This is a genomic window from Mycobacterium sp. AZCC_0083 (genome assembly GCF_014202335.1).
Lineage (GTDB): Bacteria > Actinomycetota > Actinomycetes > Mycobacteriales > Mycobacteriaceae > Mycobacterium.
Window position 1 is genome coordinate 474,242 of record NZ_JACHGP010000004.1, and the last position, 16,732, is coordinate 490,973.

The 16,732-nt window shown below is 66.0% G+C and carries 20 protein-coding genes; 4 read left to right on the plus strand and 16 right to left on the minus strand.

What is annotated here, in order from left to right; genetic code table 11:
* From HNP02_RS12710 to HNP02_RS12725, 4 genes are all read right to left on the minus strand, one after another.
* Complete coding sequence (locus HNP02_RS12710) at nt 1-867, minus strand: hypothetical protein (protein WP_309241528.1); 867 nt, start codon at nt 865-867, stop codon at nt 1-3.
* A 39-nt stretch (nt 868-906) separates the two neighbouring features.
* Nucleotides 907-1,311, minus strand: a complete 405-nt coding sequence (locus HNP02_RS12715; protein ID WP_184438739.1) for a hypothetical protein — start codon at nt 1,309-1,311, stop codon at nt 907-909.
* Nucleotides 1,308-2,006, minus strand: coding sequence for an LpqN/LpqT family lipoprotein (locus tag HNP02_RS12720; RefSeq protein ID WP_184438741.1), 699 nt, complete (start codon nt 2,004-2,006; stop codon nt 1,308-1,310). The genes HNP02_RS12715 and HNP02_RS12720 overlap by 4 nt, the downstream gene beginning before the upstream one ends.
* A 76-nt stretch (nt 2,007-2,082) precedes the next feature.
* Nucleotides 2,083-3,054, minus strand: a complete 972-nt coding sequence (locus tag HNP02_RS12725; protein WP_184438743.1) for a linear amide C-N hydrolase — start codon at nt 3,052-3,054, stop codon at nt 2,083-2,085.
* Between the two features lie 57 nt (nt 3,055-3,111).
* On the opposite strand from HNP02_RS12725, the gene HNP02_RS12730 reads away from it, so the two are divergent.
* Together HNP02_RS12730 and HNP02_RS12735 are read left to right on the plus strand one after the other, a co-directional pair.
* On the plus strand, nt 3,112-3,807 hold the full coding sequence (locus tag HNP02_RS12730) for a DUF5642 family protein (protein ID WP_184438745.1): 696 nt from the start codon (nt 3,112-3,114) through the stop codon (nt 3,805-3,807).
* Nucleotides 3,808-3,836: 29 nt separating this feature from the next.
* Entirely contained in the window at nt 3,837-4,496 is a 660-nt protein-coding gene (locus tag HNP02_RS12735) for a DUF5642 family protein (RefSeq protein WP_184438747.1), read from the plus strand.
* Nucleotides 4,497-4,498: 2 nt separating this feature from the next.
* On the opposite strand, the gene HNP02_RS12740 is transcribed toward HNP02_RS12735, so the two are convergent.
* Together HNP02_RS12740 and soxR are read right to left on the minus strand one after the other, a co-directional pair.
* Entirely contained in the window at nt 4,499-5,095 is a 597-nt protein-coding gene (locus tag HNP02_RS12740) for an alpha-ketoglutarate-dependent dioxygenase AlkB (protein WP_184438749.1), read from the minus strand.
* Nucleotides 5,096-5,125: 30 nt separating this feature from the next.
* Nucleotides 5,126-5,557, minus strand: coding sequence for a redox-sensitive transcriptional activator SoxR (soxR, locus tag HNP02_RS12745; RefSeq protein WP_184438750.1), 432 nt, complete (start codon nt 5,555-5,557; stop codon nt 5,126-5,128).
* 47 nt (nt 5,558-5,604) lie between these two features.
* On the opposite strand from soxR, the gene arcA reads away from it, so the two are divergent.
* Complete coding sequence (arcA, locus tag HNP02_RS12750; RefSeq protein ID WP_184438752.1) at nt 5,605-6,810, plus strand: arginine deiminase; 1,206 nt, start codon at nt 5,605-5,607, stop codon at nt 6,808-6,810.
* A gap of 40 nt (nt 6,811-6,850) precedes the next feature.
* Nucleotides 6,851-7,396 (plus strand): Lrp/AsnC family transcriptional regulator, encoded by a 546-nt coding sequence (locus tag HNP02_RS12755; RefSeq protein WP_221317482.1) that lies wholly within the window; start codon nt 6,851-6,853, stop codon nt 7,394-7,396.
* Here the strand turns inward: HNP02_RS12755 and HNP02_RS12760 are convergent.
* From HNP02_RS12760 to HNP02_RS12805, 10 genes are all read right to left on the minus strand, one after another.
* The gene (locus tag HNP02_RS12760; protein WP_184438754.1) at nt 7,338-7,805 is read right to left on the minus strand and encodes an Lrp/AsnC family transcriptional regulator; all 468 of its coding nucleotides are present in this window, start codon (nt 7,803-7,805) and stop codon (nt 7,338-7,340) included. The genes HNP02_RS12755 and HNP02_RS12760 overlap by 59 nt on opposite strands.
* A 12-nt stretch (nt 7,806-7,817) precedes the next feature.
* Nucleotides 7,818-8,567, minus strand: coding sequence for a 3-keto-5-aminohexanoate cleavage protein (locus HNP02_RS12765; RefSeq protein WP_184438756.1), 750 nt, complete (start codon nt 8,565-8,567; stop codon nt 7,818-7,820).
* Between the two features lie 9 nt (nt 8,568-8,576).
* On the minus strand, nt 8,577-9,272 hold the full coding sequence (locus tag HNP02_RS12770; protein ID WP_184438758.1) for an RraA family protein: 696 nt from the start codon (nt 9,270-9,272) through the stop codon (nt 8,577-8,579).
* 3 nt (nt 9,273-9,275) lie between these two features.
* On the minus strand, nt 9,276-10,067 hold the full coding sequence (locus tag HNP02_RS12775) for a carbon-nitrogen hydrolase family protein (RefSeq protein ID WP_184438760.1): 792 nt from the start codon (nt 10,065-10,067) through the stop codon (nt 9,276-9,278).
* A 14-nt stretch (nt 10,068-10,081) separates the two neighbouring features.
* Nucleotides 10,082-11,218 (minus strand): ABC transporter ATP-binding protein, encoded by a 1,137-nt coding sequence (locus HNP02_RS12780; RefSeq protein ID WP_184438762.1) that lies wholly within the window; start codon nt 11,216-11,218, stop codon nt 10,082-10,084.
* 14 nt (nt 11,219-11,232) lie between these two features.
* Complete coding sequence (locus tag HNP02_RS12785) at nt 11,233-12,291, minus strand: PotD/PotF family extracellular solute-binding protein (RefSeq protein ID WP_184438764.1); 1,059 nt, start codon at nt 12,289-12,291, stop codon at nt 11,233-11,235.
* Between the two features lie 43 nt (nt 12,292-12,334).
* On the minus strand, nt 12,335-13,117 hold the full coding sequence (locus tag HNP02_RS12790; RefSeq protein WP_184438766.1) for an ABC transporter permease: 783 nt from the start codon (nt 13,115-13,117) through the stop codon (nt 12,335-12,337).
* A 1-nt stretch (nt 13,118) separates the two neighbouring features.
* A complete protein-coding gene (locus tag HNP02_RS12795) occupies nt 13,119-13,976 on the minus strand; it encodes an ABC transporter permease (RefSeq protein WP_221317483.1) in 858 nt (285 codons plus the stop codon).
* A gap of 233 nt (nt 13,977-14,209) precedes the next feature.
* Complete coding sequence (locus HNP02_RS12800) at nt 14,210-15,070, minus strand: hypothetical protein (RefSeq protein ID WP_184438768.1); 861 nt, start codon at nt 15,068-15,070, stop codon at nt 14,210-14,212.
* A gap of 130 nt (nt 15,071-15,200) precedes the next feature.
* Nucleotides 15,201-16,676 (minus strand): dolichyl-phosphate-mannose--protein mannosyltransferase, encoded by a 1,476-nt coding sequence (locus HNP02_RS12805; protein ID WP_184438987.1) that lies wholly within the window; start codon nt 16,674-16,676, stop codon nt 15,201-15,203.
* Nucleotides 16,677-16,732 lie beyond the last annotated feature (56 nt).

Genomic DNA, 16,732 nt, shown 5'->3' on the forward strand with positions numbered 1-16,732 from the left:
TCAGGGGGCGTTGACCACCACGATGGGGCGTCGCACCCGTTCGAGCATGTGTCCGGTGAAGCCCGCGTACATCATCCGGGCCTGAACGAACCAGTTGATCGAAGAGTGCACGGCCGCGGCCGTTGGCGCGGCGTCCGCCGGAAGGGGAATCTCGAACGGCAGCACCACGGGGACCCCTGCCCGTAGCGGAATTCGCTTGCCCAGCGTCACGATTGGGCCGTCCAACTCAGTGCCGGGGCCCGGCGCGCGAGTCAATGGATGAGACTCCCGTTCGCGCTGCCACGACACCGCGAGGTCACCGTCGGGCAAATCCATCGTGGGGGTGAGAGTCACCTGGCCGGTGATGGTCTCGCCGGCCCGATGCACCGGCGAGGACAGCGCGACGTCAATGACGGTCTCGGCCGCACCGGAGACCACCTCGAGCGGCTCTACGTAGGCCTCGACGTCAGCGGTGCCGATGACCACGGTGAACTCGCCATTCGTGTCGATGTCGCGGCCGCCTCGATCGACGGTGAGCCGGCATTCCCACCGGGCGATCGCTTGCGACGACGCAGGCGCCCACGACGGGATGCGGAACGTCGAGGACGCACCGGTGAACTCGCCGACGGCAATCGGAATGTCCTCGGCGATGACGCTCACCCAGTCGTCGGTGTCGCGGTCACCGCCGTAGTTGGTACCGACCTGATCCATCGTCCAGATGGTGTCGTTGCCTTGCGCTGCCACGGAGTCCACGCGACCGGCCCAGTGGTACTGATAGAAGTTCGTGTAACCCCAGTCCAGCCGCGCCGACCTGACCTTGTCGATGGCCTTGTCGGTGGTGACGGTCGCCGTGACCGTCTGCCTGGGCGCGACATTCGTCGGCGACACAACGACTTTGGCGCCGCCAGAACGGCTGAACAGACCCACTTAGCCCTTTGGGTTCTTCTTGTACTTTGCTCTGTTCGCCGCGTATTCCTCTGGATTGTTCTTCTTCTGGTAGGCGCGCACCGGCCAGAAGAGCAGCCACAGAAGCGGATAGACGGTGACATAGAACAGCAACTGGAAGAGCCCGCCCACCAGGACGGCGAAGACCCACGCGGGGTAGATGAGGATCAGGCAGAACTGGATGAACTGCTTGAGCACCACCGGGTAGCCCTCGGCCATCGACCAGACGAGCTTCGGGCTCATCATGTGCAGGAATTGCTTCCACTTCGACCGCTCGGCTTCGGCTTCCGCCTGTGCCTCGCTGATGTCGCGTCCGCGCTCGTCGCGCGTGAGTCCGCGCTCCGGCGGCAACGGTTCGCCGGGGTGGGGAGGCTGGACGGCGGTCATGGCGTGATCGTGGTCTTCTCGTCGATCTCGGAGGTGGCGTCCATCAACGGACCCATCTGGTCCTCGAGGCCATCGGCATTCAGCTGCAGGACGAACACGCCGCCCTGGCCGGGGATGACGACCGTCTTCTGGGCGATCATCCGCTTGGCGCCGTCCTTCACATAGCTGCCGCCGATCTGATAAGCGTCGAACCCGGCCAGCGTGCTCTTGTCGCCGTCGCCGCCCTCGAAGCCGGGCAGGTTCTTCAACTCGCCGGGCGCGTACTCGAGGATCTTGGCCGGATCGACGTCGCCGGTCAGCTTGGACATCAGCGCAACGATGGATGGCGGATCGGCGGCCATGGTCGGATCGGTGGAGACGATGGCGCCCCATGCGTAGTCGGGTGTCTTCGCCCCGGCATCCGCCCAGCCTGCGGGGATCGGCAGGTCGAGGGTCGGGGTTCCCGGTTCGCCGCGCTTGACCGGGGTCTCGGTGATCCCGCTCTCCTTGATGTAGTCGGCGATCGTCTCGTTCTTGCCTGCTTGCGCAGGCGTGGACGGCGCGCTGCTCTTCGAGCTACTGCTCTCGGAGCTGCTACTGCTGCTCGACGAGGACGAACTCGGTGCGGACTTGGTGTCAGACCCGCAACCCGCAAGGGCGAGGCTCAGTGCGACAACGGTGATGACGGTTCCACCGGCTTTCATGGGGAAGGGCATGGGGTCTCCTGTCGTCGGAAGCAGCATGAGCCTACGGTCAGCAAACCGAGTACGCACGTGAAATGCCGGTGGCCAGTCAGAAACCGATCTCGCGCGGGACGAAACGGTCGGTCACGTTGCCAGTCAGCGTGTCGTCGTATGGGTCGACGGCCTTGGTCGGTGCTCCTTCGTCGATGTCGAGGCCCCCGAGCTGCACCCAGATGGTGCTGGGGCTGGTGGTGAGCTCGAAGAAGTACGTGCGGTTGGTCAGGTCGCACACCGAGCGGTACTCGGTGTTGTACACGCCGAAGTCGGCGTAGGGCGCGCCGAACGGCACCGAGACGTTGCGCATGATCGCCATCACGCCTGCCACGGCCTCGCGCTCACTGACCGGCTTGGGCAGCAGTGCCGAGTAGTAGGCGGCCCGTTGGAACCGGTCGACGGGGTTGACGTTGCCGGGCAGGGTCATGGCGCTGCTGGGATTCGAGAAGTCTTGCGCAGCAAGCAACGTCAGTTGCTCGTCATAGGTCGGATCGTTGGTCATCAGGGTGAATTCCCGTCCGTGGTGGACGACGAGCTCGCCGTTGGCGAACTCCATGACCGCCGAGTCGCCGTCGGCGTCCTCGATGGCCAGGTGCAACGTCGCGTCGAACCCATGGGCGCCGACCATCACCAACTGGACCCCGTCCATCAGCGCGAGTGCCTCGGTGACGGTGGCCGCCTGGTCGAGCAGGTACTGCGCCCACAGTGCCGTTTGGAGCCCTGGGAGCTCCGGGTTGCGCGGCCCCACGTCGGTCGACTTCAGGTACAGGGCGTGCACGGCCAGCCCGCGCTCGTTGAGGCCGTCTACGGTGCCGATGCCGTACACCGTGGTCGCGAGACTGCCGTACGTGCTGGTCCAGCGAAGCGGGTTGTCCGGCACCACGACCTCGGTCAATAGCAGACCACCGTCGCGCTGACGACCCCGCGGGAAGGCCACGATGATCGGCTGCGTCGACTCCGGCCAGTCCATGCTCCGACCGGTCAGGACAGCGATGCCATTGGTATTCCACAAGACTCGGGTACACATTGGCGTGTCCTTTCGGGATGTCGGCGCACGTCAGCGTAGCTGTGGTAACAAGACAGCGTGCGCGTGTTCGCGGCCTGTGCGGCGGCGGCGGTGTGTGCGGCCTGCGGCGCGTCTGACGCGCCCCCACCCACGGCCGGGTCACCGGAGCCGTCGTCACGGCCGTCGGCGATCAATCTCGCCGACGTCGCCCGGGTCCGTGGCGACCTGCCCGCCGGCTACGAGATCGCCGACCTGGTCGGGCGCGCCGCGCCGCTGGCGTTCTGGGGTTTCGGTCCGCAATGGGTCGCCGACCCGCCGCAGTGCGGGGCGCTGTCCGATCCTCCCGTCGACGGCGCCACGATCCGTGGCTGGTCGGGGTCGGGACCAGGCGGCATCGTGTACGTAGTGGCGGCGTCTTTCGGAGGGCAGGAGCGGAGCGACCCGGGAAATGTCAGCGGGACGGTTGTCGACCCCGCGGTGCTAGGCGAGTGCGGCACGTCGACGTTGACCGCCGGACACACCAGCGGCACGGTGACGACGGTCGAGGCGCCCGCCATCGACGCTGCGACGACGCTTGGCCTCCGCACGGAAACCACCACCGTCGTCGAGGGCGGCACCGAAACCCATTCCCACGCAGACACGTTCACCGCCTACTTCGAGGGATACACCGCGTACGTGACGGTGGTGACCGACCCAGGCTCGTCGGGTCCCGTGCTCGATGCCGACTTCGCCGCGGCGCTGTTGGTCAAGACGGTGGCCGCGCTGCGAGGCTGAGCGCACCCGGTGCAGGTAGATTGGCGGCGATGCTCAGGACGCTGTTCGCCGTGGCATGCGCCGCTCTATTGGCCGCCTGCTCCAGCGGTGAACCGACCGCAGCCGACGTCCCCGACGACATCTCGCACGTCCTCGACGTCAAGTCGACCTTCGGGCCGGATTTCAAGGTCACCACCGTCGCGCCGACCGGCATCGACCCGCGCATCCTTGCGCCGCAGACCCTTCCGCCAGGAGTGAAGTTCGAACCGGCCGACTGCGCAAAGTTCGCGGCGGGCCTGGCCCTTCCAGCCGGTCTGAAGGGAAACATGGCGGCCACGACGGCGGAGGGGGAGGGCAACCGGTTCATCGCGATCGCGGTCGAGACCTCAGAACCGGTGCCGTTGACCGACCCCGGGCAGGCCTGCCAAAAGGTGGGTTTCGCAGGCCCGGGGTCGCGCGGTCTCGTCGAGGTCGCTGAATCGCCCACGATCGACGGCGCGCGCACGCTCGGCACCCACCGCGTCGTGCAGACCGTGGTCAACGGCAAGCCGGCCAGTGGCGAGCTCTACAACTACGTGGCCAGCTTCGGCAGCATTCTGGTGATCGTGACGGCCAACCCGCTGGTGCAGCCCAATCAGCCCGTCGCCCCGGTCAACACGCAGCGGGCCCGCGATCTGCTGGCCGCCGCGGTGGCCGCGGTACGCGGCTGAGCTCAGCGCACGTCGCGCGGGCGGTACTGAATGCTGATCCGCGGGCCGGTCGGCCTGGCCGTCTTCGGCACCGCATGCTCCCAGGTGCGCTGGCAGGAGCCGCCCATCACCAACAGGTCGCCGTGGCCCTGCGGTAGCCGCAGCGACCTCCCGCCGCCGCGGGGCCGCATTGCGAAAACCCTTGTCGCGCCGAGCGTGACGATGGCCACCATGGTGTCCTCGGTGCTGCTGCGGCCGATGGTGTCACCGTGCCAGGCCACGCTGTCGGCGCCGTCGCGGTAGAGGCACAGGCCCGCTGAGGTGAACGGCTCGCCGAGTTCCCCGGCGTAGATGTCGTTGAGGCGGACGCGCAGCTTGGCGATGGCGGGGTGCGGTGCGGGCTCGGAGCCGAGGTCGTGGAAGCTGACCAGCCGTGGCACGTCGAGCACGCGGTCGTACATCTGTCTGCGCTCGGCGCGCCACGGGATCGACGCCTCGAGTTCGTCGAACAGCGTGTCGTGGTCGGTGAGCCAGCCGGATCGCACGTCGATCCACGCGCCGTCGCCCAGCGAGCGCCGTTCGGCATGGTCGAAAAGCGACCCTTGAACCGTCAAGGACACGATCGAATGTTATCGCACAGGCGTTCGAATTTATAGGTTGGCCGCGCCAGGGCCGCGCTCGGCCATGACGTCGCCGGGGTTCGCCAGAAGGCACGTCTTCAGGCTCAGACAGCCGCAGCCGATGCATCCGGCCAGGTTGTCGCGCAATCGCTGCAGGTGCAGGATCCGCTCGTCGATGTCCCCGCGCCAGCCGGCCGACAGCCGGGCCCAGTCCTTGCTTGTCGGAACCCGGTTGGTCGGCAGCGTGGACAGCGCATCGCGGATCCGCGCCAGTGGGATGCCGAGGCGCTGCGACATGCGGATGAACGCCACCCGCCGCAGGGTTTCGCGAGGGTAGCGGCGTTGATTGCCCGACGTGCGCCTGCTGTGGATGAGGCCTTCGCGTTCGTAGAAGTGCAGCGCAGACACTGCAACGCCGCTGCGGTGTGCCATCTCGCCGGGCGTCAATTCGGCCAACTCCATGACCTCAACCGTAGTTGAGGTGGCGAATTGACGTTACGGTGCTAGACATGACGGATCCGGTGCTGGGCTCCAACTCCGAGGTAGGCACGCTGCGGGTGGTGATCCTGCACCGTCCTGGTGCCGAACTTCAGCGCCTGACGCCGCAGAACAATGACACGCTGCTGTTCGACGGGCTGCCCTGGGTCGCAAGGGCTCAGGAGGAACACGACGCGTTCGCCGACCTGCTTCGCTCCCGCGGGGTCGAGGTGCTGCTGCTCTCCGATCTCCTCACCGAGGCGTTGAACAGCGGGGCGGCCAGGATGCACGGGATCTCCGCGGCCGTGGATTCGCGGCGCCTTGGTTTGCCTCTGGCCCAGGAACTTTCGGTCTACCTGCGAACACTGGAGGCCGCACCGCTGGCCCGCGTGCTGATGGCAGGCATGACGTTCAACGAGTTGCCGTTCGGCGAGAGCGAACTGTCGCTGGTACGCCGGATGCACCATGGTGCGGACTTCGTCATCGATCCGCTGCCGAATCTGCTGTTCACCCGCGACTCGTCGTTCTGGATCGGGGCACGGGTGGCGATCACGTCGCTCGCCCTGCCCGCGCGGATCCGCGAGACGTCGTTGACCGACCTGATCTATGCACACCACCCACGATTCCGGGGCGTTCGACGGGCCTACGAGTCGCGGTCTGCGCCGGTCGAGGGCGGCGACGTGCTGCTGCTTGCGCCGGGAGTCGTGGCGGTCGGCGTGGGGGAGCGGACCACGCCAGCGGGTGCGGAGGCGTTGGCGCGCAGCCTGTTCGACGACGAACTCGCCCATACCGTGCTCGCGGTGCCGATCGCCCAGGAACGCGCGCAGATGCACCTCGACACCGTCTGCACGATGGTCGACACCGACGCGGTCGTAATGTATCCCAACATCGTCGACTCGTTGTCCGCGTTCACCATTCGCCGTTCCTCCGGTGGTGTCACGATCGATCGCGCCGCCCCGTTCGTGCAAGCCGCCGCCGATGCGATGGGAATTGGCAAGCTCCGGGTCATCGACACCGGGCTGGACCCCGTCACCGCCGAGCGTGAGCAATGGGACGACGGCAACAACACACTGGCCTTGGCGCCGGGTGTGGTGGTGGCCTACGAACGCAATGCGGAGACCAATGCGCGCCTCGAGGATTCCGGCATCGAGGTGCTGCGGATCTCGGCGTCGGAGTTGGGCACGGGTCGCGGTGGGCCACGCTGCATGTCGTGCCCCGCTGCCAGGGACCCGCTGTAGCCGCGGCGTGCGAACTCCTCCAAGCCCGTATCGTTGACACGTGGTGAGGCAACTGCCGAACGTCGACAGCCTCGACCGAGCGATCATCGATCAGTTGAGGATCGACGGGCGCCGAGGTTTCGGGGAGATCGGCCGGACCGTCGGGCTATCCGAAGCGACTGTGCGGCAACGCTATCGACGGTTACAGCGGCTCGGCGTCATTCAGGTAATCGGCATGTCCGATGCGGTCCGGGTGGGCGAACTGGCGGTACACCTCGCGATTCGCGTCCGCGGAGTCCCGGTCGCGATGGTGGCTCGGCAATTGGCGCGGATGCCCGAAATCAAATACGTGGGCTCGTGCTCGGGCCCATACGATCTGATCACCGATGCGCAATGCTCAGACCTCCAACATCTGAGTCAGCTGCTCACCGACCGCGTCCGGCGAGTACAGGGCATCGCACACGCCGAAGCGCTGACGGTGCTGGAAGTCATGAAGGATTCCTACCTGTGGGCCGGATTCCGGGACGCGGGCACCGTCGGACGGCCCGTCATCCGTCGAGGTCCTGCCCAAGACTCTGGCCAAGCCCCGACCACGAATAGTCCTTGAAGATCTCCAGCACGACGAGTTGTTCGACGTTCGCAATGCCAGGCAACCGCCTCACGTCGTCGAGCAGCTGCACCAGTTGATCGATGTCGCGGCACGTCGCTTCGACGAAGATGTCGTGACCCCCTGCGCATAGCGCCACGTGGTTGACCATCGGCATGTCACGCAGCATCGCGGCGACGGCCCTCGGCGTGAGGTCTTGTGTGCGAATCAGAAGCCGAAGGGCCTGATGGCCGAGCGACTGCGGATCGCAGAGCGCGACGATGGTCAGGATTCCGGCCTCTTGGAGCCGCGCGACGTGGTTGCGCACGGTCGTCTCCGATACGCCTAGCTCGGCCGCTAACGCCGAGTATGGCCGACGACCATCCCGGCCGAGAAGCCGCAACAGATCCCGATCGAGGTCACCGATCACCGTGCCATCATGTCAAACCACTCTGCTGCGCACGGCGGCCTCGGTCATCTGAGCTTCGCTGATGGCGGCCTGCACTAGGGCGACGTTGTCCCCCGCGACTGTCCCGTCGGGTAGTTCGACGCCGTCCTCGAAGCCGATCCGGACCTGAGCACCGTCCTCGATCGCCGCCCGGAAGACGGGCCAGACGGTCGGCCCATCGCCGTGGTACAGCAACGGACACCGGACACCAGCCGCGCGAATGAGATCGCGTGCGTCACGGCACACGCTCACGGCCCCATCCGGGTCGAGACCTTGCGGTTCGATCAGAATGCGGACGTTGCGGTGCAGGGTTCTGGAGTCCAGCAGGGCGGGGACGTCGTCCAATGACCAGACGGCACTCTCGAGTTCGATGCCGCGGTCCACCAGCAGTGACGCGGCTTCGTCGGCACCATCCTCGCTGAAGGTCACCGCAACGAAGTCAGGGAACACCGACCATTGGCTGATCTTCGCCAATCGGTCTGCCTGGCCGTCGCACGTCCAAAGGCCCGCGGTGGTACCCACGGACAGTCCTGGGGCGCCCCGCCGAACTGCTTGCACCAGTGCGGCGATGTCGTCGGCTGCGATCGACTGCTTGCCGTCCGCCCCGAACGTGTGGGTGTGCACCACGTCTGCGCCCGCGGCGACGGTCCGCAGGGAGTCCTCGACGATCTCATCCAGGCGCAAGGGCACCGCGGGATGGTCGGCGCGGCTGAGGCCTCCGTTGATCGCGGCCTTGAGAAACATACATTCCCTTCAGTTTTCCGAATCAAGGTCAGAGCGAAACACGCTGTGTCGCTCGATGTTCGCGGTTGCGCCCGTCAGGTCGCCAAGGCGTGCGCCCGCGCGGATGGCGTCGATCAATGCCGGTTCTTCTTCGTCGTCGACCTCGACGGTCTTCACGAGGCGTTGCAGCGTCTCCGCCGACGCGACCAACACGCCGTTCTCGTCGGCGAGCACGATGTCGCCCGTCAGCACGTGCTGACCGCCACACACGATGGGCTGATAGATGCTCCCGACGCCCGTGTCCTCCAGCTTGGTCGTCAGCAGGCTGGTGCCGCGGGCGTAGACGGGCAGGCCGATGCGCCGGAGTTCGTCGATGTCGGTACAGACGCCATCGACGACCACCGCTGCCGCACCGCGTGCGCGAATCGCCTCCGTGACCACCTCGCCGAGCGGCGCGTGTCGTCGATCGCCGCCAGTGTCGACGAGGAGCACGTCGCCGGGTTCCAGGTCGCTCACGACGTGGTGCAGGTTGCTCGAATCGGTTGGCGTGGTGCGCACCGTGACGGCGCGACCCGCCACCTTGCCCTGCCCGACGAGCCGGCGGATTCCCGTGTCGAGGAACCCCTCTTCGAGGTAGTGGCCGATGGTCGGATAGGCGAGGGCACGCAGCCGGTCGACAAGGTCGGGTGCGACCGGGGCTGGGCGCCGGCCGATCGTGATTGCCACGGTTCAGCTCCCGTTGATCATGATGCGGCGGTTCAGCAGAACCGGAAGGGCGTAGCGCGCCTCGTCGAGCCGTTCCTTGCTGACCTCCGCGTGGATCGCCGCGATGGGTTCGTCGCCGAGTTGGTCGAGGACCTGCCCCATCGGGTCGACGACCGTGCTGACGCCGATGCACTCCGGGCTGCTCGATCCGACACCAATGACCCAGCAGGTGTTTTCGATGGCGCGCGCACGCAACAACGTCAGCCAGTGATCGACCTTCAGCGGACCCGACATCCAGGCGGCCGACACCAGCAGCGTGTCGGCGCCCAGCTCGACGAGCGCACGAGCAAGCTCGGGGAACCTCAGGTCGTAGCAGTTCAGCAGCCCGAAGACCGTGCCGTTGATCGCGAACACGGTTGGCTTGACCTCGCCACGCATCACGTAGCTCGACTCCCGGTAGGAGAAGGCGTCGTACAGGTGCATCTTGCGATAGGTGGCGACCAGCGCCCCTGTGCGGTCGGACACCACGATCGTGTTGTAGGGCAGGCCGGAGCTGCCGGGCTCGTATCCCGGGGCGACGATGCCAATCCCGGTGGCCTTGGACAGATCACGGATGAACTCGGTGAACGGCAGCCACTCCGCGGTTGCGATGTCGCCGAGCGGCGTCGAGGCCTCGGAGGCCAAGACCATCGCCTCCTCGGGCAGCACCAGTAGGTCTGAACCCGCTTCTACCGCACTGCGTGCGAGTGCTTCGATGGACGTGCGGTTGGCCGCGAGGTCTGCGGTGGGCGCGAACTGGCCCAGGGTGATCTTCACTTCTTGAACTCCGCTCAATTCTTGGTGACGAGGCGGGCACGGTGCGCCGGCCACGTGACGTGTACCGGTGCACCTGCTGCCGCGGACTCGAGATCTTCGGGAAGGGTGGTGAGGCTGGCGGTCAGCGGATGGTCGCCAAGCGACAGCCGCAATAGCCACTGGTTTCCGAGATAGACCTTGTCGACGAGCGTGGCGGCGAGCCAGCCGTCGCCTTCCGGATACGCAGCGACGTCGATCATCTCGGGCCGCACGGCGAGCTCGAGATCGGTGCCCTCCAGCTCGGCGGCGTGCGGTGCGGGAGCCGGGCCGACGCCGTCGATGGACACGATCAACGATCCGCGGGAATCCCCGATGACGTTCACCGGCAAGAGATTGCACGTGCCGATGAATCGGGCGACGAAGGCGTTGGCGGGCTCCTCGTAGATCTCGCGCGGTGTACCGATCTGCTGGACGACACCCGCATTCATCACTGCGATGCGGTCCGACATCGTCAGGGCTTCTTCCTGATCGTGCGTGACGTAGACGAAGGTGATGCCGACCTCTCGCTGCAGCCTGGTCAGCTCGAACTGCATCTGCTTGCGCAGCTGCTGATCGAGCGCACCGAGTGGCTCGTCGAGCAGCACGACCGACGGATTGGACACGATGGCACGGGCAAGTGCGACGCGCTGACGCTGGCCGCCGGAGAGTTGATCCGGCTTGCGATGTATGAAGTCCTCCATCCGGACCAGCGAAAGCGACCTCCGGACAATGGAATCCAGAGACTCGCCGCCGAAGGAAGAGGGCAGGTTCTTGCCCTTCTTGCCGTAGCGGACCTTCAGCTCGAACGCAACGTTGTCGTAGACGTCGAGATGAGGAAACAGTGCATAGCTCTGGAACAGCATGTTCAGGTCGCGCTTGCGGGTCGGCTGGTCGCGCACGTCGTTCCCGTCCAGTAGGACGGCACCGTCGGACGGCGTCTCGAACCCGGCGATCATGCGCATGAGCGTCGTCTTCCCGCACCCCGAGGGGCCAAGGATCGAGAAGAACTCGTTTCGCCCGATGGTCAGATCGGTGGGCTGAACTGCCCAGCCCTCGTTGAAACACTTGCTCACGCCGATCAATTGGATGGCCGGCGGAGCGGCGTCAACCGGCGTCGCTTCTACTGCTGGCATGTCAGCCACCTCGATCACGACGACTTGACCTTCGTCCAACCCTGCTGGAAGTACGCCATGGCCTTGCCGGGGTCGACGACGAAGTCGGCATTCTCGAGGCTCGCGGTCGGGGCGTACACCGCGGGGTTGTCGAGCAGGCTCTTGTTGGTGATCTTCGCCAGCGCGGGCTCGTTCACGCTTGCCATGGATCCGTCATCGGTGGCCATGGCGGCGATCTCGGGACGCAGCGTGAAGGAGATGAACTTGTAGGCGGCATCGGAGTGACTGGCGCCCTTGGCGATTGACAACCCGTCGGTCCACAGCGTGCCCCCCTCCTTCGGAATCACGTAGTGGACGTCCGGGTTGGTCTCCACCACCTTCGCCGTCGACGCGCCGCCCCAGGCCTCGGAGACACACGCCTGACCCTGCGAGACGAGGTCGGCGTAGTTGGTCGAGTTGTACCCGGCCAGCAGTGACTTCTGCTCCTGCAGCTTGTTGGTGGCCGCCTCGATCTGCGCCTTATCGGTGCTGTCGGCCTTGAAGTCGAGAATCTGCAGGCCGACGATGTATGCGGCGAGCATGTTGTCGAGCATGTACAACTTGCCCTTGTAGGCAGGGTCGAAGAGCGCTTGCCAACTGTCGACGGGCTTGCCGGTGCACTTTGCGTTGTAGATCAGACCGGTGGTGCCCCACACCCATGGCACGCTGTGCTTGTTGCCCGGGTCGTAGGACGGATCCGCGAACTTCTTGGAGAGATTCTCCAGTCCCTGGATCCGCGAGTGGTCGAGCTCCTCGATGAGCTTCTGGCCGACGAGCTGTTGCACCGCATACTGACTCGGCTCCACCAGGTCGTAACCCGAGTTGCCTGCGGCCAGCTTGGCGATCATCGTCTCGTTGCTGTCGAAGGTGTCCATCTGGACCTTGATGCCGGTCTCCTTGGTGAACGCCTGAACCACCGAGTCAGGAATCTCACCCGCCCACGCATAGACGTTGAGAGTGTTGGGATCACCTGAGCCGCTGGATGATCCGTCGCCGCACGCGGTCAGGACGAGCAGCGGCAGTGCCGCCAGTGCAACGAATGCCTTCTTGATCACGAGACGGGTTCCTTTGTGTGGAGGGTCGGGACGGGTGGAGGGGCTAGCGATTGGTACCGGCGAGAATGGTTCGCATCTGACGCACGCCGACGAGCAGCACGATCGCGAAAGTACTGAGAATCAACAGTGATCCGAGTGCGTTGATCTCCGGCGTCAGGCCGGTCTTGAGGAGCGAGTACACCCGCAGCGGCATCGTCGTCGACCCGACGCCGTTGGTGAACGTGGACATCACGATGTTGCCGAAGGACGTGGTGAAGGTGAGCAGCCACGAAGCTCCGATCGCGGGCCACAGCAGTGGCAACACGACCCGCCGAAAGGCCCCAAGCCCAGTGGTGCCGAGATCCGCTGCGGCATGGGGAAGATTCGGATCGAGGGCATTCATCGCGCCGGTCATGATGAGGGTGCTCATCGGCAGGGTGACGACGATGTGACCGAGGACGAGGGTCGTCACGCCAAGCGGCACGTGCAACGCGCTGTACAGGCTGAGGAGAGCCACCCCGAGGACGATCTCGGGAACGATCAGCGGGATGAACACCAACCCCGTCACGACCTTGCGGCCAGGCGTTTCCGGGCGCACCAGCGCGGCCGCCGTCATGACGCCGATCAATGTGGCGGCAGTGGCGGACAACACCCCGACGAGCACGCTGACCCGAACGGCGTCCAGCAGCGGGCCGTCGGCGAACAGCTCCCGGTACCAGTGCAGGCTCAGGCCGTCCCACCGGTAACTGACGGGCGATGCGTTGAAGGAGTAGATCACCACGGCGACGATCGGGATGTAGAGGAAGACGAGGACTCCGCGACCGATCCAATTGGTGAGACGTTCCATGTCACACCGCCTTTCGACGGCGAGATGGGCGGAGGAACGCGGCGGCGACGCTCAGCGCGATGAGCATCAACACCAGGAGGATGGTGGCCGCTGCGGCTCCCATCGGCTGATTGCGGAACTCGGTGTAGAGCGTGACGATCAAGTTGCCGACCAGCTGGTCCTTGCCGCCGCCAAGCAGAATCGGGATGACGAACACACCAAGCGTCGGGATGAACGTCAGGACCGCCGCCGCGATCAAGCCTGGCCGGCAGAGCGGAACGAGTATGCGGCGCTGCGTATCCCACCAGCCGCAGCCGAGATCCGCCGCGGCCTCCCGCAACGATCCGTCGATGCTGCGCATGGATGCGTAGATCGGAAAGATTGCCGTCGGAAGGAACGCGTAGAGCAGGCCGGCGAGGACGGCACCCTGACCCGGCACCCATTGAGTCACTCCGTCGACCACCCCGATGGTCCGAAGCATCGATACCACCGGGCCGCCGTCGCTGAGCAGGTTGATCCACGCGAACGTCCGAACCAGGAAGTCGGTCCAGAACGGCACGATGATCAGCAGCAGGATCAGTGCCTGCCGTTGCGGTGGGCGGGACACGATGTAGCTGGCGGTGAAGTAGCCGACCACCAGGCAGAAGACGGTGTTGATTCCGGCCACGGTGAGGCTGTAGCCCAGCACCTTCAGGTAGACCGGATCGGCCAGCCCGCGATAGTTGTCCAGCGTGAATCCGCCGACGACCCCACCGTAGTCGTCGGCGATCGCGAAGCTGTTCCTGATCACCAACGCCGTTGGAACGACGGCAATTAGGAGCAAGGTGACGACGGCTGGCGACAGCAGCGCAAGCCCGGTCCAGCGACGGGTCTTGCGCACGTCGGGCGGCGGCGTGACCGTCGCTCTGACGAGTTCCGTCGATGTGCTGATGGTCGGCTCCCTACTGAGTGGACCGGTCGTGCCGGCGTGGGGACCATCATGTCCACTGCACGGCGCCGCTTGAACCTCGATCGCCTTCGGAAATCGTCGTAGGAGGTAACGCGGCTTCCGGAATCCGCACACTCACCCCGCGACGCGTTCAGATTGCGCCCACGGCTGTGATCCGGCGTTCCTCACCACCCTGGGCGCAATGTCAACGAGTGACCGCGGCGGGCGAACGCCTGTGCGGCGCGGTGAACGATGAATCGCTTCGAATGTTCGGCGACCACGTGAAGGTCGAGCCAGCGCTCGCGTCGCACCAATTCATTGCGGCCGATGTCGTGAACGTAGCGCTGGCGGTCGAACTGGTGTTGGTCGCCGTCGCAGTCCATCCCGATCATCGGCTCGTCCCAGCCCATGTCGAAGAAGGCGGTGTTGAAGCCGTCACTCACGCGGATCTGGGTGCGCGGCCGCGGAAACCCGGCATCGATCAGTACCAGTCGCAGCCACGTTTCCTTCGGCGACTGCGCGCCACCGTCCATCAGCCCAAGCGCCACTTCAGCCCGACGAAGCCCGCGCGCACTGGAGTAGCGACCTGCCATTGACAGCACGTCGTCGGCACACACACCCGTTGCGCGGGCTAGCGCGTCGAGATGTTGGACCGCGGGATCGCGTCGCAGGTGTCGAGCAAGATCCAGCGCGGTGCGCGCCGGGCAGGTCACCGGCATGCCGTCGACGACGGTGAGCTCGCTGGGGTCGATCCGCTCGTTGCGCACGACGATGCCGCGCGGCGGACGGCCGCGACACCCGATCAGCTCGATTGGCGTTGCGGCGTCGACCCACAACGCCCCATGCAGTGCAGCGGCTGCGCGCCCGGCGACGACGTAGTTGCGACCCGACCACAACCAGGCGCCGACGATCCGCGGACACAGTGACGGCAGAGCGTCCTTGGGTTGGTAGACGTCCGGGAAGATCGCCTCGTAGTTCCACCGCAGCTGCCCGCGAGTGAGCACACCCTGAGCCAACCGCTCGCTGCCAATAAAAACGTCTCGCATGCCGTGATGCTCGCGAGACGCCACGACAATTCGGCGCCTTGTTCGTTGATATTGCGCCGAAGGCTGTGGATAACTCGGAACAGCAGCCGTCAGGACAATCTCAACGGGCTTGGGCGCAGGGAAGACCCAATTAGCGCCAGCTGGGCAGCCAGATCTGCATGTCCCAGGTGGATTGCGAGATGGGCAGCCCGGTGAGGATCGGGTACATCCACGCGAAGTTCGTAATGACAACGGCCACATACAGACACACGACGAGCAGCCCGAGCGTGTGGCGTTCGGCGCTCTGGCGTGGTGCATAGAGGATGTCGCCGAGGATCAACGCGATCGCCATCACCAGGAACGGTGCCATCGGCGCGGCATAGAAGAAGTACATCTGCCGGTCGATGTCGGCGAACCACGGCAGGTATCCCGCGCCGTAGCCGACCAGCACCACGGCATAGCGCCAGTCGCGCCTGACGAACGCGCGCCACATGGCCCAGCCCAGCACCGGCACCGCGAGGAACCACATCGCGGGCGTACCGACGAGCATGACCGCCTTGACACAGGACTGCGCGCCACACCCGGCGACGTTGTCCTGGTCGATCGCATAGAGCACCGGCCGCAACGACATCGGCCACGTCCACGGCTTCGATTCCCACGGGTGGTGGTTGCCCGCGGCGTTGGTCAACTCGGAGTGGAACTTGTAGACCGAATAGGTGTAGTGCCACAACGAGCGCAGTGCGTCGGGCATCAGGCCGCCCTCGCCGATCGTCTGCCCTTCCTCGTGCCGGTTGGTCGCGGTCTCGGAGGCGAACCACGGACCGTAGGACGCGAGGTAGACGCCGAACGGAATCAGCCCGATCACATACAGCGACGGCCCGAAGTCACGGCGCAGCGTGCCGAGCCATGGCCGCGGCACCCGGTACTGACGACGCGCCGCCACGTCGAACGCCAACGTCATCACGCCGAAGAACACCATGAAGTACAGGCCCGACCACTTCGTCGCGAACGCCAGACCCAGCAGCACGCCCGCGCCGAACCGCCACCAGCGCACCCCGAGGCGTGGGCCCCACGGCGTCTCGCCGATGCGGCCCTCGAGCAGTGCGACGTGCATCCGCTCACGCATTTGGTCGCGGTCCACGATCAGCGCACCGAACGCCGCCACCACGAACACCACGAGGAAGACGTCCAGCAGCGCTGTGCGCGCCGAGACGAAGCTGACGCCGTCGGCGACGATCAGCAGGCCCGCGATGCCGCCGATCAGCGTGGAGCGGCTGATCCTGCGGACGATGCGGGCCACCAGCAGCACGATGATCACGCCGCACACCGCGGCGCTGAACCGCCAGCCCACCCCGTTGTAGCCGAACAGCGCCTCACCGATGGCCATCAGCTGCTTGCCGACCGGCGGGTGGACGACCAGCCCGTAACCCGGGTTGTCCTCGACGCCGTGGTTGCCGAGCATCTGCCAGGCCTGCGGTGCGTAGTGCTTCTCGTCGAAGATCGGCGTTGCCCCGTCGGTGGGGGAGCCGACGTTCAGGAACCGCGTCAAGGCCGCCAGCGCGGTGATCACCGCCGTCATGGCCCAGCCCTGCAACCGGTCCATCGGCCCGAAGTCGGGGGCGGGCATCAAGGGGGCGGGACTGATCACGGGGACCGCGCGGGGGGTGTCCACGACATCCGGAA

Coding starts and splice junctions, on each gene's coding strand:
- HNP02_RS12790 (WP_184438766.1), bottom strand. CDS start 13,117: ATGGAACGTCTCACCAATTGGATCGGTCGCGGAGTCCTCGTCTTCCTC.
- HNP02_RS12765 (WP_184438756.1), bottom strand. CDS start 8,567: ATGTTTCTCAAGGCCGCGATCAACGGAGGCCTCAGCCGCGCCGACCAT.
- HNP02_RS12715 (WP_184438739.1), bottom strand. CDS start 1,311: ATGACCGCCGTCCAGCCTCCCCACCCCGGCGAACCGTTGCCGCCGGAG.
- HNP02_RS12720 (WP_184438741.1), bottom strand. CDS start 2,006: ATGCCCTTCCCCATGAAAGCCGGTGGAACCGTCATCACCGTTGTCGCA.
- HNP02_RS12780 (WP_184438762.1), bottom strand. CDS start 11,218: ATGCCAGCAGTAGAAGCGACGCCGGTTGACGCCGCTCCGCCGGCCATC.
- HNP02_RS12805 (WP_184438987.1), bottom strand. CDS start 16,676: ATGCCCGCCCCCGACTTCGGGCCGATGGACCGGTTGCAGGGCTGGGCC.
- arcA (WP_184438752.1), top strand. CDS start 5,605: ATGACGGATCCGGTGCTGGGCTCCAACTCCGAGGTAGGCACGCTGCGG.
- HNP02_RS12725 (WP_184438743.1), bottom strand. CDS start 3,054: ATGTGTACCCGAGTCTTGTGGAATACCAATGGCATCGCTGTCCTGACC.
- HNP02_RS12800 (WP_184438768.1), bottom strand. CDS start 15,070: ATGCGAGACGTTTTTATTGGCAGCGAGCGGTTGGCTCAGGGTGTGCTC.
- soxR (WP_184438750.1), bottom strand. CDS start 5,557: ATGGAGTTGGCCGAATTGACGCCCGGCGAGATGGCACACCGCAGCGGC.
- HNP02_RS12735 (WP_184438747.1), top strand. CDS start 3,837: ATGCTCAGGACGCTGTTCGCCGTGGCATGCGCCGCTCTATTGGCCGCC.